The organism is Gemmiger sp. An50, from assembly GCF_002161595.1.
In the GTDB taxonomy this organism is placed as follows: Bacteria; Bacillota; Clostridia; order Oscillospirales; family Ruminococcaceae; genus Allofournierella.
The window spans coordinates 1-18,410 of the sequence record NZ_NFID01000014.1 but is presented as its reverse complement, the minus strand read 5'-3'; the positions used below and the strand labels follow the sequence as shown (position 1 = coordinate 18,410).

Annotated in this window: 18 protein-coding genes, 2 tRNA genes and 2 other RNA genes; 15 read left to right on the top strand and 7 right to left on the bottom strand. The window is 53.9% G+C overall.

What is annotated here, in order from left to right:
* Positions 1-16 precede the first annotated feature (16 nt).
* The 4 genes from xerA to B5G03_RS12135 all read right to left on the bottom strand — a co-directional run bounded on the left by xerA (position 17) and on the right by B5G03_RS12135 (position 4,010).
* Positions 17-1,000, bottom strand: a complete 984-nt coding sequence (gene xerA, locus B5G03_RS12150) for a site-specific tyrosine recombinase/integron integrase (protein WP_087181962.1) — start codon at positions 998-1,000, stop codon at positions 17-19.
* A 107-nt stretch (positions 1,001-1,107) separates the two neighbouring features.
* Complete coding sequence (locus B5G03_RS12145; RefSeq protein ID WP_087181961.1) at positions 1,108-2,268, bottom strand: restriction endonuclease subunit S; 1,161 nt, start codon at positions 2,266-2,268, stop codon at positions 1,108-1,110.
* Positions 2,258-3,760 (bottom strand): class I SAM-dependent DNA methyltransferase, encoded by a 1,503-nt coding sequence (locus B5G03_RS12140; RefSeq protein WP_087181960.1) that lies wholly within the window; start codon positions 3,758-3,760, stop codon positions 2,258-2,260. Before B5G03_RS12140 ends, B5G03_RS12145 begins: the two co-directional genes overlap by 11 nt.
* Before the next feature lie 37 nt (positions 3,761-3,797).
* Positions 3,798-4,010, bottom strand: a complete 213-nt coding sequence (locus tag B5G03_RS12135; protein ID WP_058964391.1) for a helix-turn-helix domain-containing protein — start codon at positions 4,008-4,010, stop codon at positions 3,798-3,800.
* 173 nt (positions 4,011-4,183) lie between these two features.
* Here B5G03_RS12135 and B5G03_RS17105 point away from each other — a divergent pair, with 173 nt between their 5' ends.
* From B5G03_RS17105 to B5G03_RS12095, 9 genes are all read left to right on the top strand, one after another.
* Entirely contained in the window at positions 4,184-4,462 is a 279-nt protein-coding gene (locus B5G03_RS17105; protein WP_140401690.1) for a hypothetical protein, read from the top strand.
* A 12-nt stretch (positions 4,463-4,474) separates the two neighbouring features.
* Positions 4,475-4,714: a helix-turn-helix domain-containing protein gene (locus B5G03_RS12130; RefSeq protein WP_087181959.1), complete on the top strand. Its 240-nt coding sequence runs from the start codon at positions 4,475-4,477 to the stop codon at positions 4,712-4,714.
* Positions 4,704-5,819: a tyrosine-type recombinase/integrase gene (locus B5G03_RS12125; RefSeq protein ID WP_087181958.1), complete on the top strand. Its 1,116-nt coding sequence runs from the start codon at positions 4,704-4,706 to the stop codon at positions 5,817-5,819. The genes B5G03_RS12130 and B5G03_RS12125 overlap by 11 nt, the downstream gene beginning before the upstream one ends.
* A 21-nt stretch (positions 5,820-5,840) precedes the next feature.
* On the top strand, positions 5,841-7,349 hold the full coding sequence (locus tag B5G03_RS12120; protein WP_087181957.1) for a hypothetical protein: 1,509 nt from the start codon (positions 5,841-5,843) through the stop codon (positions 7,347-7,349).
* A gap of 13 nt (positions 7,350-7,362) precedes the next feature.
* On the top strand, positions 7,363-7,653 hold the full coding sequence (locus B5G03_RS12115) for a DUF6809 family protein (protein WP_087181956.1): 291 nt from the start codon (positions 7,363-7,365) through the stop codon (positions 7,651-7,653).
* A 207-nt stretch (positions 7,654-7,860) separates the two neighbouring features.
* Positions 7,861-9,432, top strand: coding sequence for a hypothetical protein (locus B5G03_RS12110; RefSeq protein WP_087181955.1), 1,572 nt, complete (start codon positions 7,861-7,863; stop codon positions 9,430-9,432).
* Positions 9,416-11,131, top strand: coding sequence for a site-specific integrase (locus B5G03_RS12105; protein ID WP_087181954.1), 1,716 nt, complete (start codon positions 9,416-9,418; stop codon positions 11,129-11,131). Before B5G03_RS12110 ends, B5G03_RS12105 begins: the two co-directional genes overlap by 17 nt.
* Positions 11,132-11,181: 50 nt before the next feature.
* Positions 11,182-11,424, top strand: a complete 243-nt coding sequence (locus B5G03_RS12100; RefSeq protein ID WP_058964398.1) for a hypothetical protein — start codon at positions 11,182-11,184, stop codon at positions 11,422-11,424.
* Positions 11,421-11,825: a type II toxin-antitoxin system death-on-curing family toxin gene (locus B5G03_RS12095; RefSeq protein ID WP_087181953.1), complete on the top strand. Its 405-nt coding sequence runs from the start codon at positions 11,421-11,423 to the stop codon at positions 11,823-11,825. The genes B5G03_RS12100 and B5G03_RS12095 overlap by 4 nt, the downstream gene beginning before the upstream one ends.
* A 270-nt stretch (positions 11,826-12,095) precedes the next feature.
* Here the strand turns inward: B5G03_RS12095 and B5G03_RS12090 are convergent.
* From B5G03_RS12090 to B5G03_RS12080, 3 genes are all read right to left on the bottom strand, one after another.
* A tRNA-Ala gene (locus B5G03_RS12090) sits at positions 12,096-12,171 on the bottom strand.
* 235 nt (positions 12,172-12,406) lie between these two features.
* Positions 12,407-12,482: transfer RNA gene (locus tag B5G03_RS12085), tRNA-Ala, on the bottom strand.
* A gap of 387 nt (positions 12,483-12,869) precedes the next feature.
* On the bottom strand, positions 12,870-14,138 hold the full coding sequence (locus tag B5G03_RS12080; protein ID WP_087181952.1) for an amidohydrolase family protein: 1,269 nt from the start codon (positions 14,136-14,138) through the stop codon (positions 12,870-12,872).
* 189 nt (positions 14,139-14,327) lie between these two features.
* Here B5G03_RS12080 and ffs point away from each other — a divergent pair.
* The 6 genes from ffs (at position 14,328) to ssrA (ending at position 18,252) form a co-directional block, all read left to right on the top strand.
* An RNA gene (ffs, locus tag B5G03_RS12075) (signal recognition particle sRNA small type) lies at positions 14,328-14,426 on the top strand.
* 84 nt (positions 14,427-14,510) lie between these two features.
* Positions 14,511-16,331, top strand: a complete 1,821-nt coding sequence (dnaX, locus tag B5G03_RS12070) for a DNA polymerase III subunit gamma/tau (RefSeq protein WP_087181951.1) — start codon at positions 14,511-14,513, stop codon at positions 16,329-16,331.
* 18 nt (positions 16,332-16,349) lie between these two features.
* Positions 16,350-16,688, top strand: a complete 339-nt coding sequence (locus B5G03_RS12065) for a YbaB/EbfC family nucleoid-associated protein (RefSeq protein ID WP_058965836.1) — start codon at positions 16,350-16,352, stop codon at positions 16,686-16,688.
* A 12-nt stretch (positions 16,689-16,700) separates the two neighbouring features.
* Positions 16,701-17,300 (top strand): recombination mediator RecR, encoded by a 600-nt coding sequence (gene recR, locus B5G03_RS12060; RefSeq protein ID WP_087181950.1) that lies wholly within the window; start codon positions 16,701-16,703, stop codon positions 17,298-17,300.
* Positions 17,301-17,378: 78 nt separating this feature from the next.
* A complete protein-coding gene (gene smpB / locus B5G03_RS12055) occupies positions 17,379-17,846 on the top strand; it encodes an SsrA-binding protein SmpB (protein ID WP_058965841.1) in 468 nt (155 codons plus the stop codon).
* 56 nt (positions 17,847-17,902) lie between these two features.
* Positions 17,903-18,252: a transfer-messenger RNA gene (ssrA, locus tag B5G03_RS12050) on the top strand.
* Positions 18,253-18,410 lie beyond the last annotated feature (158 nt).

Genomic DNA, 18,410 nt, shown 5'->3' with positions numbered 1-18,410 from the left:
AACTGTCACCATCCTATCATCCGATGTACTTTCTGTGTGCCAGCTTCACATTTTGTTGCTTCACCATTGCGTAGTGCATGGTCGTATCGATCTTTTGATGCCCTAAGAGCTGCTGGACTTGTTCTATGGGCATTCCCTTGTCTATGGCTGAGGTCGCCAGCGTTCGCCGGAATTTGTGTGGGTGTACTTTGGGCAAACTCAAGCGTTTTCCCAGCTCCCGAAGCCGTGTCTCCACACCGCCGATCATCAGCCGGTCGTGTGGAGCTTTCAGCGAGACGAACAGTGCCGGGTTCGCATCCGTGCGCTCGCTGAGGTAGTTCTGCAAATGGATTTTTGTCCTTGCATCGAAGTAGACAAGGCGCTCCTTGTTGCCCTTACCGATTACAACACATTCCCGCTCGTTGAAGTCGATGTCCTCTCGGTTTAGCATGACCATCTCTCCAACACGCATCCCGGAGGAAGCGAGCAGATCAATAATTGCTAAATCCCTTGTGGTCGCGCAGCTATCCCGCATCAGCTCTAATGCCTCGTCCGTGTAGGTGTCTTTGACCACCTTTGCCGTCTTTACCTTGTGAATCCGGCGTACCGGACTTTTCAAGATGAAGTCTTCGTCTTCGAGCCATGAGAAGAAGCTGGACAGTATGCGCCGGATGTTATCAATCGTTACCTTGCTGGATCTGCGTTGCGTCTGGTAGGTGGTCAGGTACTTGCGAAGATCATCCGTTGTTATCTGACTGGCCTTCTTAGCGATGGCAGACAGCATGGATTCAATCGTCTTTCGGTAATACTTCAAGGTCTTCTCGGAGCAGCCCTCAATGCGCTTGGCAGAAATAAAAGCATCAACTGCATCTTGTTCATCCTGCTTGGCATCAGTTCCTTCTTGGCTGATACTCACACCTTGCAAAGCCTCAGCCAAAGCGCTGCCTAACTGTAACAGTTGTTCATTGTTGAGATACGGCAGCATTTTACGCTGTATCTCTTGGATAAGTTGTTCTTTCATCGTCGTTCTCCTTTGTATTTAAGAGAACGATGAACAGTGGCAGTTCCTTTGAAGTGACTCTCGCCACTGATGAGAGTTAATAGGGCGACAAACGATAATTTAGCGGCTTAGAGTTGGATGCCGGAGACATCGATCTCGCCGCTCATCAGCTTTGGTAACAGCGAATCTCTCAGTGCAGTCAAACGCTCATTTTCAAGAAGGTTATTCTCGATTTGAGGTATAACAGACCAAGCAAAATCAGCAAATGCTTGAAGTGATTGCTCATTTGCGAGCGGGATTTCAAACGCGGCAATCATCTTCGTTGTTAAGCTGCCTCGAATACTACTTGAATCTGAGATTGCACGAAGTTCGTCGTATCTGTTGGCCAGATTCCAAAACAAATACGGCAAAATTTTCCTCTCAGATTTAATGACGATTACGGATTGATTGACATAGGTATCAATTAAGAGCATGGAGGTCTGTCCTCTCGTGAAACCTTGACCGGCAGATGCCATAACAATATCGTATTTTGTAGCCAGTTTGGTAGATGAATTGTCAATGCCTGCTTGCGTAATGGTCTTCTCTGTCGAGATCACAAAACGATTCCGTGTTTCGCCGGACGAAAACCATCCAAATGTGCCATTCCAATAAGCTGCATTTGATGTCATGGGGGTCCCTCCGCTGTATATGCGTTCAGCATAGTTGCCAACGGTAGTCATTTCGCAATCATTTTCCTTGAAAAGCGATGTGTAGTAGGCGTTGACCATCTCATATAAATTATCGTTTATCTTGTTGTTCAATTGACATTTATCGTCAAGAAAGCGCAATAGGGCTCCAATCTTTCTTTGTTCTGTTATAGATGGTAAATCAATTTCTAAGTTTTGCACAACATCTATTTGTACACGTTGTCTCCCAGAGGAACCCACCATAGACTTGATTGCTGCATCACGAACAAGCGGGCTGCATATCAGATAATACAAATAATCTTCATCAGAAATTCCTGCCTTAGCACGGAAAACGATATACTCTGTGGAACCAAATCCGGTTTCTCTGTCATCCAAAATCGCGACCTTCGCTGTTTTTCCGTTCTCCAAACAAGGTGTAATTCTCGCCATAATAGTATCCCCATTACGGAATTTTGTTCCACCGTTGAACGGCTCTAACGTGTAGCTTAGAATGTCACGGCAAAAAGGTTGCAGTTGGTCCATTGCTACTTTTTTTGCAACTGTCCCTTTTTTTAGCGATTCTTTCGGGTTGAACTCCGCAATATCAGCCAGTTTACACTTCATACCCAATCGCCCCCAGTCGCTCCTTGATCTGCGCCTCCAGCTCGTGGGACTTCCGGAACAGCTCGGACAGCTCCTTGGTCAGCCGGTCCATCTTTTCCTCGAAGGGTTCGCCGTCCTCCTCCTGCTCCTCGATGCCTACATACCGGCCGGGGGTGAGGATGTAGTCCTGTTTGGCAATCTCCTCGGTGTCGGCCACGGTGCAGAAGCCCTTGACCTCCTCCAGCGTGCCGCCCACAAAGGCGTTGTAGGTGTCCGCCAGCTTCTGAATGTCCTCGTCGGTCAATTCACGCAGCTTGCGGGTGACCATGGTGCCCATCTTGCGGGCGTCGATGAACAGGGTCTTGCCTTTCTGCTTTTTGTTCCTGGCCAAAAACCACAGAGAAACGGGAATCTGGGTGGTGTAGAACAGTTGGGAGGGCATGGCCACGATGCAGTCCACCAAATCCGCGTTGATGATGTTTTTGCGAATGTCGCCCTCGCCTCCGCTCTGGGAGGACAGGGAGCCATTCGCCAGCACCATACCCATGCGGCCACCCGGGGCCAGGTGCCAAATCATATGCTGCAGCCAGGCAAAGTTGGCGTTGCCTGCGGGCGGCGTGCCGTACTGCCAGCGCACATCGTCCAGCAGCTTGTCCTGCCCCCAGTTGGCCAGGTTGAAGGGCGGGTTCGCCATGATGAAATCCGCCTTCAGCTGGGGGTGGCAGTCGTTGAAGAAGGTGTCGGCGTTGAACTTGCCCAGGTCAGCCTCGATGCCCCGGATGGCAAGGTTCATCTGGGCCATCTTCCAGGTGGTGGGGTTGGAGTCCTGCCCAAAGACGGAAATCTTGTTGATGTTTCCGCCGTGGTTCTCAATGAACTTTGCCGACTGCACAAACATTCCACCGCTGCCGCAGCAGGGGTCGTACACCCGGCCATTGTAGGGCTGCAAAATCTCCACCAGCGTTTTCACCACACAGGCGGGGGTGTAGAACTCCCCGGCCAGCTTGCCCTCCTGCTCGGCAAACTTGGACAGGCAGTATTCATAGGTGCGGCCCAGAATGTCCTTGCTGTTGCCGTGCTCCACCATCTGAATATTGGTGAACAGGTCCACCACTTCGCCCAGGCGGCGCTTGTCCAGTTCCGGTCGGGCAAAGTTCTTGGGCAGAATGTCCTTGAGGCGCTTATTCTCCTTCTCGATGCACCGCATGGCTTCGTCGATGACGGTGCCGATCTCCGGGGTGTGGGCAGCTGCCGCAATGGTGCTCCAGCGGGCGTTCTCCGGCACAAAGAAGATGTTCTCGGCGGTGTATTCGTCCTTATCTTCTTCAAAGCCGTCCCCCTCGGCCACCAGTTCGTTGTACTTGGCCTCGAAACGGTCGGAAATGTATTTTAAGAAAATCAGGCCCAGAACCACAGATTTGTATTCCGAGGCGTCGATGTTGCCCCGCAGCACGCAGGCCGCGTCCCAAATTTGTTTTTCAAAACCAATGTTGCTGGTGTTTACTTCTGCCATGTGTTCCTCCTGCTATATAGAATCCCTGGTATCGGGTTCACTCAATTCTTTTCCCATCCGGGAATTCAATCACGATTTTTACGGTAGCGCCCAGGGCACTGCCGATTTTCTCCCAGTCTTCCATGCTGAATTTCCCTGTGTTGAGCCGGTTGGAAAGCGTCTGAGGCGACCAACCGGCATTGCGTGCCAAATCCGCTTTGGACATGCCAGAATAGGCACAGGCCATATCAATCAGTTGTTTCACGGTCATTTTTACATCACCTCATTTCCCATTATATATAGTATCGTTTATTGCGTCAACGATACTATATATTTTTTCACGAAATTATAAATAAAATCATTGACACTATAAATGATTTCGTGTATAATAAAGGCATGGAAAACACCACCTCAAAGATTTCGAGCATAAGGAGGCCGATTACAATGAAAAACGCTGTTCGCACCTGCAACCACTTTATTTATGAAGTGGACAACATCCCGGACCATCGAAGCCGCCGGTTTGGCTGTTGTCCTTGCCTGATGGCTGTGAGAGAGTTTGTTTCGTTCCAACAAAAAAGCCGTGTTCAGGCGGCCACCCGAACACGGCAAGCGCAAAATCAACCCACTTTAAATAAGTCCATTCTGCCCTTTCATCATACCATGTCGGCCCATGCAAAGCAAGCCGGGGAGGGCAGTTCTCGAATATCCACACTTTATATATAAAGGAGAACTGACATGAAAAAGGAACTCGCCTTTGAAAAAAGCTACCTCACTGTAGCAGACGTGAAAAGCTATCTGTGCATCAGCACCTCGGCGGCCTATGAGCTGACCCATCGCAAGGATTTCCCGGTCTGCCGGCTTGGATCGTCCATCCGCATTCCCACCCAGCTGTTCCTGGCCTGGGTGGAAAAACACACCCGCGTCCCGGCCGATTTGGCCCCTGTCCAGAAGGAGGTGGCCTTCCATGTCGGGTAAACGCGCAAAGGGGGAGGGATCTGTCCACCGACTCCCCAGCGGGAGCTGGCAGAGTCAAGTTATGGATGGCTACACCGATGAGGGAAAGCGCCATATCGTCAGCTTTACGGCCCCCACCCGAGCGGAGGCTTTGGCCCGGCTGCGGGAGTATCTTCTGAACAAGCAGGAGGTTACCGAGCAGGAAACGCCCGAAGTACCGCTATTCGCAGAGTATGCCCAGCGCTGGTATGAAGCCTACCGCTCTCAGGTAGAGGAGACTACCTATGCCAACTATCGCTACACCTTGAAGCTGTTGAACGGTGCCTTTGGTAAGCTTCCACTGAACGATATCAAGGTGGCACAGGTGAACCAGTTTGTCAACGGACTGGCAGCTAAAGGTTACTCTGCTTCTCAAATCAGCAAATGCCGGTCCATGCTGATTCAGATTCTGGATGTGGCCGAAGCGGATGACCTGGTGGTAAAGAATTACGCCCGGCGGGCTTTCCGCACCACCAAACAGCTGAGCAAGGAAAACAAAACTCACGCAAAGGATGCGTTCTCAGTGGAAGAGACTGAGCGGTTGCTCATCGGCTTGCCCGACAATCTACTGGGCAACAGCATTCGCCTGATGCTTGTTTCCGGCCTGCGGCTGCAGGAACTGCTGGCCCTGACACCCCGGGACATTGCCGAGGACGGTAGCTGGGTCCGAGTGAACAAGGCTGTCAAGATGGTAGATGGTACCCCCAAGTTGGGAGACCCCAAAAGCTACACCAGCCGGCGAGTTGTCCCTATCGCGCCCAAGTATCGTCATATTGCGCTTTGGCTGCGGGAGAACGGCGGACAAGCGTTTCTCTGGTGTGCACCCCGGCAGGAGAGCCTGCTCTATAGCACCGGCACAGTGCGCCGCAAGTACTACCGACTGCTGGAGAAATACCCGGATGTACGCCGGCTTTCGCCCCACTGCTGTCGCCACACCTATGTGACCCTTTTGCAGCGTCAGGGCGTACCCATGGAGACCATTGCCCGGCTCACCGGTCACACTGACATCAAGACCACAGGAAACTATCTTCATATTTCCGGCGATACACTGGCTAGTGCCGTAACTTCACTGGAACAACTGATTTGATTATAGAAAGAGGTATAAATCATGGAAAAGGAATACAACATCTCCATCAACATCACCCCCAAAGCCTTTGAGGGGCTTGCCCGGCAGGGGATGCTCTGCCATCAGGGCATCTGCGAGTTGTGCGACGACGCACTTGCCGCCGCTCTGCCTGGCGAAAAGGCCCGCGTCTGCGTGGCGCTGGCTCCGGATTCGGACAAAAACTATCTCAATATTGCGGTGGCCGACTGGGGCTGCGGCATGGAACTTGCCGCCCTTACCAATGCCCTTCAGCTGGGCAGCGCTCCGCTGAGCAATGACCGCCTGAATGAACATGGATACGGACTCAACAACGCGCTGGCCTGCCTGTCCGGCGGCACCGGTGACTGGTGTATCTACACCCGCAGCCAGCCCGGCCCGTATTTCAAGGTCAGCGGTCCCTTTGACCTGAACATGACCGTCAAGATGACCGAGTCCATCGACCTGCCGGAAGGGCTGAATCTCCAGTGGCCCGATCCCTCCACGGTTATCCATGTGCGGGTACCGATGGCTATCGCCCGCACCTTGCAGCGACAGGGCAACCGAAAGCTCAGCGACCTGGTCACTCTTCGGATGTGGCTGATTGAGCATCTGGGCGTTGCGTATCGAGGCTATCTGGAACTGGACCCGGTCACACTGGAACCCAGCGCCAAAATTGCGGTGACTGTGAGCCAGAGCAGCCTGCTGGTGCCACCCATCCCAGTCCCTATGATGATGGGCCGTACCGAAAAGCTGGAGGTGGAGCTGGGCGGCCAGGTGGTGCCAGTGACCTACGTCCACGGTACCCTCGATAAATCGAAACAGGAACATCTGGTGCAGGGCAGCAAAGCCCGTTTCTACTATCAGTGCAGCCAGCCCACACAGGGCATTGATATCCGGCTGGGCAAGCGGGTAATTGCCACTGCCCAGTTGGGGGAAGTTTGGCATCGGGAAGATGGCAGCCCTCTTTGCCGGCACAACAGCTACAACGATTTTGTGGGAGAACTGATTCTGCCGGAGCTTCCCCGGGGCGTTCTGGCCACTCTCAACAACAAGACCGGCATCGACCGCAACGACCCGGATTGGGATGTGGTCTTTGAAGCACTGGCGGATTTCCCGCCGCAGAAAAATGCCGCCGCACTCAGCGAGGATGAACTGAAAAAGAAGTGGATGAAAATCCTCAAGGCCGCCAATCCGGAGGACGATGTGACCAGTGAGATCTCCGTCTGGCCCACCGGTACCCGCGTGGATGTGGTGGACAAAGGAGCGAACGGGAAATGCGACATCTACGAGCTGAAGACTCGTAAAGCGGAACCACAGGACCTGTACCAGCTGCGGATGTACTGGGATGGCCTGGTGCTGGAGGGCATCCAACCCACCCGGGGAATTCTGCTGACGGCCAAATATAACGATGCCATCCGGGAAATGGCAGAGCAGATGAACAGCCTGCCGACACCCAACCTGCCGGATGGTACACCCAGCGAACCCTACCGGTTTTTGCTGGCGACCCATCAGGAAAAAGAACTGTCTGTATAAGGAGGAAACAAAAATGATTCTGGATGCTATCTATAACGGGGATTTCCGTCCGGGTGAAACCGGATTTATGGATCGCGAGGACTATCGGGAAGCCATGCGGGCGGCGGAACTTTTCCGTGTTCAGCTGATGGAGAGCATTGGGCAGGAGGATAATCTCCTGCTGGAACAGCTGATGTGTTACATCCAAGACGCCGAAGCCGCCGCTTGTGCCAGCAGCTTTCAGCACGGATTTTCCGCAGGACTTCTGCTGATGCAGGAAGCACAGACTCTGATGCGGGAAAAAGGCATTTCCGAAAAGGAATAAAAACTGCACCGATAATGACAAACAGCAAACAGCGGACCTGGAGCATTTCCAGGTCCGCTGTTCTGTCTTTTTGCAAATAATGCAAGAATTTACAAAATGTTCATAATTAAAACGGCTTTTTCGCTGCGACCACCCCGAAAAGTGAATATGATACAAACAGAGGAAGCGAAATAGCACCAACTTCTGTAAGGAAGGGAGGGAAGTTATATGGCACATTCCAAACATGATATTCCATTTTACGGAGGCACTCTGCGCCACCTGACATATACCAAGAAAGGCATCCCTACAGCAGAATGCAATTTAATTGACCCAAACACAACTTGTCCCTACACAAACGCCGAGCTGTATAAAGCTTTGTTGCGTCGCAGTAATGAGCGCCCGGCGCTGGCTACCGCTGTTGTACATGAGATCCGCGAAATAGCCAAAAAAGCAGTAAGAAATCCCAACGCAAAGTTTAAGCAGCAGTGTAGCGGCAAAACGGAAGCCGACGCAGACAAACTGGCGAAAAAGGAGTTATATCCGCGTTTGGCGCTCATTGCCAAACTGCTTTATCGTCCAATATGGGAAAGTCTTGTTGCAGCAGGACGCCCTACTATTGCGGATTTTGTAGAGTACATGGGCGATGATTTGTTCCGCACCGCCACACCAGGCGACCGGCCGAATCTTATGTCGGCATTGCACACGACGATTCTTCCGGTTATCAAGGAAAAGCGTCTGGATGAACTTGCCACCGAAGAACAAGCCAAAAAAGAAAAAGACAAAATCAACCGCCTGCTCAAAAAGACGCATGCAAAAGATACAAAACGCAGGAATACAAAACGCGCCTACACCGAGTTGTTTCGTACCATTGTGGAAAGCGGATTTGCTGAATGCAAAAGCGCACTGGAACTGGCCGATGCAATCGAGATGACTAAGCAGCAAAACCGTAAACTGTCAAACAGCATTTTCCCAGGGCATTTGGATGATAGTCAGCGCTGCGCGCTGTTTACCCTTTTATCTGACCAGGCCTATTGTCACGAACAGCTTATCGTTGCTTTGGTGTACTCCGGCCTTGATCTTCGTGAGATTGCAGCACTTACTTATGGCGATATTGATCAATTGACACTGTGCAACGAAATCTGTGTGACCATCACAGTTGAGAAAATCGTATACGGCCAAAACACCGACGCGACTGTTGCTGGTCTTAACAATGAGAATATGCCTGTAAAGCGTTTGCGCAAGGTGGTGCTGTATCCATGGGCAGCGGATATTCTTCGCCAATATGTTGAGCGGCTGCAAGAAGAGGGATATTCGTTTGCTCAAATTGAGAAAATGCGGCTTTCCTATTCGATATTGCGCAAAGAATCGCTCGCTCCCTTTCAGATGGAAGCTGCCATCAAACAGCTTCTTCGGGAAGCAGAAATTCCGAGCATATCGATTCCACACACGCGGGACGGAAAAACGGAGATGACGATTAAGGAACCAAGCTACTCACTACTTTACTTGGATGCGCAGTATGTTGCTGGTCTCTGCGGAGCGAATTTACCGATGCTGCACGCTATGTTCGGGATGGCCTGGACCGAAATGGACGAAGAATCCTATCTTGACCTTCTAGGCAACCAGTATGCCGTAGCGCGCTATCTGCATTTGAAGCGCTTTTCTCCCTATGAGCCCGCTTTGCTGAAACGCCGCGTGCTGCTGGTTCGGAATAGCACCCGGGAACTCCAGAACTTTAGAATTTCATCGCATTGCGCGATATCGGCCAGATGGAGGGAAAAACACGATGATAAAAATCATTGAATACAGTGGTGTGAAATTTCGGGTGAGCTTTTGCTATCCAAAGAACATTAAAGACACAAAATACCCTTGCCGAGCGTTGGTGACGCCGCTCGACGAAAACGAGAGGAAAATCACCAAACGGCAGTTGTACGGAAAAGACAGCGATGAGCCGGTAAATCGCTTTGTATCCGGCCTAAACCCGGAAGATATTGAGAAGAATCGCATCCCGGACGTTATCAATAAACTGCTCGGACTGATGCAGCAGCGGGGGTTGTATACTCCATCTGATTGTGGCAAGCTGTCACAAGAAACAGATTTGGCAGTAATCGCAAAATCGGTAAAAGAGGCATTTTTTAACAAGTATAGTGCCAAATACAAGTGGGCACAGAGCACCTGTTATAAGTATCGGCAACAGTATGACTATATGACAGAAGCTCTGCAGGGTATTGATTATCGCACGCTCACACCAGATATAGAAATTCTGATACAGGAAAATATCTGTCGTGCGGCATTACTGGACACAAAAAAAGACAATGAATGGGTTCCAGGCTTGACACCACCCGCATCGGCTAAGACAAGGCTGTATCTTTTATATCGGCTGTTGGAACTTCTGCGCAATACAGAAGACTACGATATTGCTCTGACTCCTTCGCGATACCAAGGAAAAACCTCACGAAAAAAGCTGCTTCTTGCGCGTACCGATCATGCCCGCAATTTGCCCAGTGACCTTCTGAGTAAGTTGTGCGATACGGATGTGCTGGCCGGACAAATAGGGATCTTGGCAGATACAGGTTTGCGAATCAACGAATATGGAGGCCTGCTGTTTTGTTCTGTCGGGTATGCAGACGGCTCACAGGGGCGCATGTATTTTGTACGGGTCAGCGGTCAGCTTAGTCGGCAAAATACACGCACGGAATACCCTAAGACAGACCCCTCCTATCGGCTCATTCCAATTTCACAGGAACTCGGAGAACGGCTGATGGCAGAGCGTGAAAATCTTGAACTGCGGTATGGCGATATTTCTTTGCTGCTGCGCATTGGCCAGCCGGAAGAATTTATGTATTCCAACGCCCCCGCTACCGTTGCCTCCCATATGCATCAATTGAGTGAACAGATTCCCCAGCTGTTGCGCCAGCCTGAATTTTTGGAAGCAATGCGCCGAAATCGCCCCTGCACCTTTGATAAAGCAAGCCAGGATGAATATTTGTTCGGTATGTTGACCCCGCATGCTTTACGCCGATTTTTTTGCACCTGGTTATATACGATGAGCGGGGTTGACACCAACGAGATTTATTTCTTCATGGGGCACTTGAATAAAAATGTACGCCAGCGATCAGGCCCTTGTGGCCCGACGCCAGCCGAAATATATCGTCTTTGCCTGTTGAAACATGTCAGTCCGACCCTGTTTCACACCCCACACTCTTTGAAATACAATCTGGGGGAGAAATACCGTGAAACAGAAGTACCTGCTTGCTCCGTGGAATTTACGATTCCGCCCGAAACATCCTGGGAAATCGTTGTTGAGGATTCCGAGCCCTTTAATCACGTGGCGTTGAGGGGAAATGGAATCACATGGGATGTCAGGTATCAAGATGAGTTTCGGCCGAACCCGAATCGATATGCTCTGCTGGCGACCGAAGAGATGTATACCATCCAGTCAAAAGGCAAATTTTTGGATGCGTTGAAAAAGGCAACAAAAGGCGAGAAGCTCAATAAATAGGTTGTATTCAACCTATTTATTGGTATAATGAAAAAGGAGGTGGTTTTCTCATGTTGCTTGATACCCGCGAAATGATTTCCGTGACTGAAGCCAACCAAAATTTCTCTCGGGCAACCAGGATTGCCGACCAGCGTGGCAAGGCCGTGATCTTGAAAGGCAACCGGCCCAAGTACTTATTGCTGGACATCGAAGCGGACCCGCGTTTGCTTTTGTCGGATGATGAGCTGATCGGGATTTCTGCCACCCGCATTTTCAAAAATCACCGGGCAGCGTTTGAGGAGTTGGCAAAATGATTGTATTGTCCACACAAAAAGTAATGCAGCTTCACCAGTTCCTCATGCAGGAGACCGGTGGGCTGGATGGTATCCGGGATGAAGGTCTGTTTGATTCCGCTGTGCAAGGTCCCTTCGCCACGTTTGGAGGCCAGGAGCTTTACCCCAGTATCGAAGAGAAAGCAGCAAAGCTGGGAGTTACCCTCACTAAGAATCATGCTTTTCTGGATGGAAACAAGCGCATCGGTGCCTATGCACTGCTCATCTTCCTGGACGTAAACGGCGTGGCAATGGAGTACTCTGATGCTGACTTGATTTCTCTGGGCCTTGGTATGGCCGACGGCACGCTGGATTACGAAGATGTTCTGGGCTGGATTCACAAGCATAAGACAGGGGAGCTTTCCCGGCCTAATCCAACTTGACATCATGCACAAAACAAAGACGCTAAATTTTGTGTTTTGACGGACGTGAAACCAGATGTTCGGGCATACTTTTATGGATTTTTGATAACAAGTCTGGCCTGTGCCGCTTTCGTTATGGAGCGGATTCATTATCCATTCATTATGCGTCAGAAAACGGGGAGCAAAGCATCCTCTCAAAAAGCGGGTTTGCGGGCGGTTCCGTGGCACGGAACCGCCCGCAAACCCGCATAAACACAAGAAAAAAGCACCCATCTTTCGATGGATGCTTTCTGGTGGAGATAAGCGGGATCGAACCGCTGACCTCTTGAATGCCATTCAAGCGCTCTCCCAGCTGAGCTATACCCCCAGATATTTGCCGCCGTTTTTCGACTGCTTGATTATTATAGCAGGAAATATGGGGTATGTCAACAGAAAAAGAAAAGTTTTTTCAAAAAAATGAAAAAAGGCGAACGGCCCTTCGGAAAGGGGAAAACGGTAGCCTTTTCATGGCGTAATATCTGCTGCCCCGGATTGGTTTTCCACCGTGAAGACGATTCATGGTGGAAAAGAAAAAGACCTGAAACCGAAGTTTCAGGTCTTTCTGGTGGAGATAAGCGGGATCGAACCGCTGACCTCTTGAATGCCATTCAAGCGCTCTCCCAGCTGAGCTATACCCCCAGATGATTGCTGCCGTTTTTTGACTACTTGATTATTATAGCAGGACTTATCCCAATCGTCAATACCCAATTTGAAAAAATTTTACTTTTTTCGGTGCGGGCAGGGAAGTTCCCTAATTGTCACGCTCCGGGCGAAGGGAAAGGGGCCAAGGATGGAAAAGTCCCGTGCAAGGATTTGATGGCCTGCTAAGACGGAATCCGGTATGATAGTGCCATGAGGTTAGTTGATCCTAACCAGAACGGTATTGGTCACCGCCTTTTGGGGATGCCGCGCTGCGGCGGGCAGGAGACCGATCCGTCCATCCCATAACCCTCCATAACGAAAAACGCCAGAGGGCGGCGCCGGTTTTGCTTCCGGCGCCGCCCTCGGCGTTTGTATGCAGAAAAATCAGAACAGCCGTTGGCCCTGCACGTACTTGGCGCAGGGAGCGCCGTCGCCCAGATAGACCATCCGCTCCAGCCGCTCGGGCAGGCTGCACAGCCGGGTGGTGGGCAGGTTGGAATCGTCCATCACGATGGCGTCGAACTCGTAGCCGGGCTCAAAGCTGCCCACCTTGCCGAAGAAGGCGCCGCCGCCCTTGGTGGCCAGATACAGCACCTCGGGCATGGTCAGGGCGGGGGTGTTCTGGTCCACCAGACGCCAGCGCAGCTTGGAGCACTGGATGGCGTCGGTCATGGCACGGAAGATGGACAGATGCGCGCCGCCTGCCACGTCGCTGCCCAGGCCTACCTTCTGGCCCTCCAGCAAAAAGCTCTTGATGGGGGCAATGCCGGAGGAAACGTTCATGTTGGACTGGGGGCAGTGGGCGATGAATACGCCGTTCTCCTTCATGCGGGCGCGCTCTTCCGGGCCGCTCCACACGCAGTGGGCCATCACGGTGGGGCATTCGCCGCCGAACAGGCCGAACTGCTCATAGGCCTCGCCGTAAAAGCGGGTGCCGGGGCACAGCTCGCTCACCCACTTGATCTCGGAAAGATTTTCAGACAGGTGGGACTGCATGGGTACGCCGAATTCCTTCTGCAGCTTGCCCAGACCGGCCATCAGCTCGTCGGTGCAGCTGGGGGTGAAGCGGGGGGTGAGCATGGGCTTGCTCTTGGTGAAGGCGGCGCTGTCCAGTAGCCACTGGCGGGTCTCAGCCAGAGATTCCTCGCAGGTCTCCCGCAGGATGTCCGGACTGTTGCGGTCCATGTTCACCTTGCCCACGTAGCAGCACAGACCGGCCTTCTCCAGCAGCTCCATCAGCTTGAGAGTGGCGGGCCGGTGAATGGTGGCGAAGATGCAGGCGCGGGTGGTGGCGCTGTGCAGCAGCTGCTGGGTGAAGATGCTGTAGGCCTTCTCGGCATATTCCGGGTCAGCAAACTTGCTCTCTTCGGGGAAGGCATTGGCCTCCAGCCACTGCAGCAGCTCCATGTCCATGCCCAGGCCCCGGTAGGCGTACTGACTGGCATGTACGTGCAGATCCACCAGGCCGGGCAGGATCAGCTTACCGCTATGATCCTCCACAGGCAGATCCTTGTACTGCTCGGGCAGCTGGGCGAATACGCCCGCTACCTTCTGCTCTACGCATACCAGATAACTCTCGGGATAGATGGCCAGCTGGCCGGGAGCGGGGGTGAAGAAGATATTGCCTTTCAGGGCAAAAGAAGTCTGGTTCATGGACTACTCCTTTTATTACATTATTAATGGGAAAAAACATCTTAGAAAACGGCCGCCGAATATTATAACGGAATTCACGAAAAAGAGCAAGGGGAAAATGCAACAGAAAATCTCTTGCATTTATGGTGGTTTTATTATATAATAGCACTGTTCGGACAGAGCCAAAACGGTGCGCTGTTCGGCATACGGATGCGGGCCCTGTGCGATGGGGCCCCATGAACCATGTCAGGCGGGGAACCGAGCAGCATTAAGTGGTCTGCCCTGTGCGCCGCAGGCAGCCTGCATCCGTATGCCAAGCAGCGCAAAGGCAGGCGCATTGGCGCTTGCGGGCCTGTCCGTTTTTTGTACCGGCAGAAAGGAGGGCACGGCAAAATGTATCGGGCGCTTTACCGCAAATGGCGGCCCCGCACCTTCGAGGACGTGGTGGGCCAGCAGGGCATTGTGTCGGCCCTGAAAAACCAGATTGCCACCGGCCGGGTGGGCCATGCCTACCTGTTCACCGGCACCCGGGGCACCGGCAAGACCACCTGCGCCAAGATCTTCGCCAAGGCGGTGAACTGCCAGGACAAGACCAGCCCGGACCCCTGCGGCGTCTGCTCCATCTGCAAAGGCATCGACGACGGTTCTATCCTGGACGTGGTGGAGATCGACGCCGCCTCCAACAACGGCGTGGACAACATCCGCGACCTGCGGGACGAGACTGCCTATACCCCCAGCGCATGCGCCTATAAGGTATATATCATCGACGAGGTGCACATGCTCTCCATTGCGGCGTTCAACGCGCTGCTTAAAATCATGGAGGAGCCGCCCAGTCATGTGATCTTCATCCTGGCCACCACCGAGATCCACAAGGTACCGGCCACCATTTTGTCCCGCTGCCAGCGGTACGACTTCGGCCGCATCAAGCCGGAGGACATCGCCGCTCGAGTGAGCTACGTGGCCGCTCAGGAGCAGCTGGAGCTGACCGAGGGCGCGGCGGCGCTGATCGCCCGCCTGGCGGACGGCGCACTGCGTGACGCGCTGTCCATTCTGGACACCTGCGCCGGTGTCTCCACCCAGATCGACGAGGAGCTGGTGCGGCGGATGGCCGGTGTGACCGACCGCAGCTACCTGTTCCGAATCAGCGAGGCGCTGCACAACAAAAACGCCACCGAGGCCCTGGCCGAAGTGGCCCAGCTGCGCCAGCAGTCGGTGGATATGAAGCGCCTGTGCGAGGAGCTGATCGCCCATTACCGCAACCTGATGCTGGCGGCGCTTCCCGGCGGCAAGGCCCTGCTCAGCGGGGTGGCCCCGGAGGAAGAAGCCCAGTATCTGCAAACCGCCGAGGGCATCCGCCAGGGCGAGAGTGTGCGGGCCGTGCGCCTGCTGGGCTCCGCGCTGGAAAAGATGGGCCGGGGCACCGACCAGCGCATCGAGCTGGAGCTGGCCCTCTTTGCCCTGACCGAAACGCCGCAGGCTGCCCAGCAGCCGGTGCAGACAGCACCGGTCCAGCAGCAGGCCCCGGCCTTTGGCCAGCAGAGCGCGGCTCCCTTTGCGACAGCACCCTTTGCTGCCGCCGATCCCGCACCCTTCGCGGTGCGCCAGCCGGAAGCCGCGGTCCCGGCAGCAGCTGCCCCCAAGGCGGCTGCACAAAGTGCCGCGTCCCAGAGTCAGGATCTTCCGCCCTGGGAGCTGGATACGCCCCCTGTGAGCGTACAGGAGGCCCGGGAGATGGCGAAACCGGCGGACGCGCCCATCGCGGCGGCCCAGCAGCCGGAACCCCTGCCCTGGGAGGCAGAACCCATCCAGCAAAAGGAGGTTCCGCCCCCGGTGGAGCAGGTCCAGCCTAAGCGGCAGAGCCTTGCGGCCCCCGCCAAGGGCGAGCCGCCCCAGCCCTTTGAGCCCTGGCCCCAGGTGGTCGCCATTTTGGAAACCCGGGACCGGCAGCTCTATTCCCACCTTCACAAGTCCCGCGCCGTGTACGACGGCCGCCGGGTGCTGATCGAAGGCGGACCAACCTTCCGAGACTTCATCCGTGTGAACAAGGAATCCCAGGAGATCTTAAAGCAGATCATCCAGGAGGTGACCGGCGTGCGCTGCGGCATTGGCCCCTATGTGGACAAGTCCAAGGCAAACGGTGTGTCTCACACGGTAGAGGATACTTTAAAAGAACTCGCGGCCCAAGGGGTCGACGTGGTCTACAACGACAAATAAGCTAAGGAGAGAATACCCATGAAAGCAAGACTGCCCCAGGGCTTTGGCAAGCCCGACGTGAACGCCCTGATGCGCCAGGCCCAGAAGATGCAGGAAGAGATGAAGGCCAAGCAGGAGGAGCTGGAGAACACCGAGTACCAGGCTTCCGCTGGCGGCGGCATGGTTCAGATCACCATGACCGGCAAGCACGAGATCACCTCCATCAAGATCAATCCCGAAATCGTGGACAAGGACGACATCGAGATGCTGGAGGATATGGTGGCCGCTGCCGTGAACGAGGCTGTTCGCGTGGTGGACGCTGACTCCGACAAGGCCATGCAGGAGCTGACCGGCAACGCCAACTTCCCCGGCCTGTAAGGAGCGATCAGCATGGGATACAACGCCGCGCCGCTGGAGCGGCTGGTGGAACAGTTTTCCAAATTTCCCGGCATCGGGCGCAAAGGCGCCACCCGCATGGCCTATCAGGTGCTGAGCATGCCCGCCGCCGAGGCGGCCGAGCTGGCCAAGGCCATTGAGGAGGCGCACACCAAGCTGCACCGGTGCAAGGTCTGCCAGGATTACACCGAGAACGACCTGTGCAAGGTTTGTTCCTCGCCCAAGCGGGACCATTCGGTGATCTGCGTGGTGGAAAGCCCCCGGGATGTGACAGCCTTCGAGCGTACCCGGGAGTATAATGGACTGTACCACGTGCTGCACGGCCTGATCTCGCCCATGGACGGCATCGGCGCCGATCAGCTTTGCGTGAAGGAGCTGCTGGCCCGCCTGCATGACGGCGAGGTGAAGGAGGTCATCATGGCCACCAACCCCACTGTGGAGGGCGAAGCCACCGCCATGTATCTGGCGAAGCTCATCAAGCCCCTGGGCATCAAGACCACCCGCCTGGCCTATGGCCTGCCGGTGGGCTCCAGTCTGGAATACGCCGATGAGACCACCCTCTATAAGGCGCTCAGCGGCCGAGGCGAGCTGTAACCGGCTTGACAAAGCCGACCGCAGCGGGTTATACTTTGTAAACAGAAGCCAAGGGCGCACACCGGAGGAGGTGACGAAATGCCCGAGCAGGTGAAAACCAAACAGATCGCCGCCAACCGGCAGGCACGGCACGAGTATTTCGTCATGGAAAGCCTGGAAACGGGCATCGAGCTGGTGGGCACCGAGGTGAAAAGCCTCCGCATGGGCCAGGTGAACATGAAGGACTCCTGGGTGGATGTGGAGAACGGGCAGCTGATCGTGTACGGAATGCACATCAGCCCCTATGAAAAGGGCAACATCTTCAATCGGGACCCGTTGCGGCCCCGGCGGCTGCTGGCTCATAAAAATGAGATCCGCAAGCTGGCGCAGGAGATCAAATTGCAGGGCTATACCCTGATTCCGCTTTCGCTTTATTTCAAGCATGGCAGGGTAAAGCTGGAGCTTGGCCTGTGCAAGGGCAAAAAGCTGTACGACAAGCGGGCCACCGCGGCCCAGCGCGCCGCCCAGCGGGACATTGACCGGGCCATGAAAACACAGCGGCGGTAAGGCCGCAAACCAAAAGCGCAACATTCGCTTTCCGGGCGGAATTTCCGCCCTTTTATGGGGATGTAAAGGTTTCGACGGGGAGAGGAAAGCGCGAGCAGCGGGTAGTGGATGGGGGCCACACTTTAAACGCCTCCGAAAAAATAGCTAACAACAATAAATTAGCTGTCGCTGCCTAATTATAGGCGGCTGTCCTGCCTGTCTTAGTACCGAACAGGGCCAGGGCATCGATTAGGTACTGAACGTGAGCAGCCTTAAGCTTTGCGGGCGGCCATGAACTCATGAAGCTACCAATGTGTCGGCCTGTTTGCCGGCCTGGCACAAAGGAAATGTTGTAGACAAACTGCACCCGGAGATACTCTCGTGGACTTCTTTTCGGACGCGGGTTCGATTCCCGCCATCTCCACCATAAAACGCCCGAATGCCGATGGCATTCGGGCGTTTTCCTTTTTTCTCATATAAAGAACCACAAGCTATGCTTGTGGGCGAATCTAGCACGAGCGTCGAACAGAAAAAATGCCCGTTTTAACTAAAGGAACATCAGACAACAAAGAAGAGCGTAAATCC

Coding starts and splice junctions, on each gene's coding strand:
- xerA (WP_087181962.1), bottom strand. CDS start 1,000: ATGAAAGAACAACTTATCCAAGAGATACAGCGTAAAATGCTGCCGTAT.
- B5G03_RS12145 (WP_087181961.1), bottom strand. CDS start 2,268: ATGAAGTGTAAACTGGCTGATATTGCGGAGTTCAACCCGAAAGAATCG.
- B5G03_RS12140 (WP_087181960.1), bottom strand. CDS start 3,760: ATGGCAGAAGTAAACACCAGCAACATTGGTTTTGAAAAACAAATTTGG.
- B5G03_RS12135 (WP_058964391.1), bottom strand. CDS start 4,010: ATGACCGTGAAACAACTGATTGATATGGCCTGTGCCTATTCTGGCATG.
- B5G03_RS17105 (WP_140401690.1), top strand. CDS start 4,184: ATGAAAAACGCTGTTCGCACCTGCAACCACTTTATTTATGAAGTGGAC.
- B5G03_RS12130 (WP_087181959.1), top strand. CDS start 4,475: ATGAAAAAGGAACTCGCCTTTGAAAAAAGCTACCTCACTGTAGCAGAC.
- B5G03_RS12125 (WP_087181958.1), top strand. CDS start 4,704: ATGTCGGGTAAACGCGCAAAGGGGGAGGGATCTGTCCACCGACTCCCC.
- B5G03_RS12120 (WP_087181957.1), top strand. CDS start 5,841: ATGGAAAAGGAATACAACATCTCCATCAACATCACCCCCAAAGCCTTT.
- B5G03_RS12115 (WP_087181956.1), top strand. CDS start 7,363: ATGATTCTGGATGCTATCTATAACGGGGATTTCCGTCCGGGTGAAACC.
- B5G03_RS12110 (WP_087181955.1), top strand. CDS start 7,861: ATGGCACATTCCAAACATGATATTCCATTTTACGGAGGCACTCTGCGC.
- B5G03_RS12105 (WP_087181954.1), top strand. CDS start 9,416: ATGATAAAAATCATTGAATACAGTGGTGTGAAATTTCGGGTGAGCTTT.
- B5G03_RS12100 (WP_058964398.1), top strand. CDS start 11,182: ATGTTGCTTGATACCCGCGAAATGATTTCCGTGACTGAAGCCAACCAA.
- B5G03_RS12095 (WP_087181953.1), top strand. CDS start 11,421: ATGATTGTATTGTCCACACAAAAAGTAATGCAGCTTCACCAGTTCCTC.
- B5G03_RS12080 (WP_087181952.1), bottom strand. CDS start 14,138: ATGAACCAGACTTCTTTTGCCCTGAAAGGCAATATCTTCTTCACCCCC.
- dnaX (WP_087181951.1), top strand. CDS start 14,511: ATGTATCGGGCGCTTTACCGCAAATGGCGGCCCCGCACCTTCGAGGAC.
- B5G03_RS12065 (WP_058965836.1), top strand. CDS start 16,350: ATGAAAGCAAGACTGCCCCAGGGCTTTGGCAAGCCCGACGTGAACGCC.
- recR (WP_087181950.1), top strand. CDS start 16,701: ATGGGATACAACGCCGCGCCGCTGGAGCGGCTGGTGGAACAGTTTTCC.
- smpB (WP_058965841.1), top strand. CDS start 17,379: ATGCCCGAGCAGGTGAAAACCAAACAGATCGCCGCCAACCGGCAGGCA.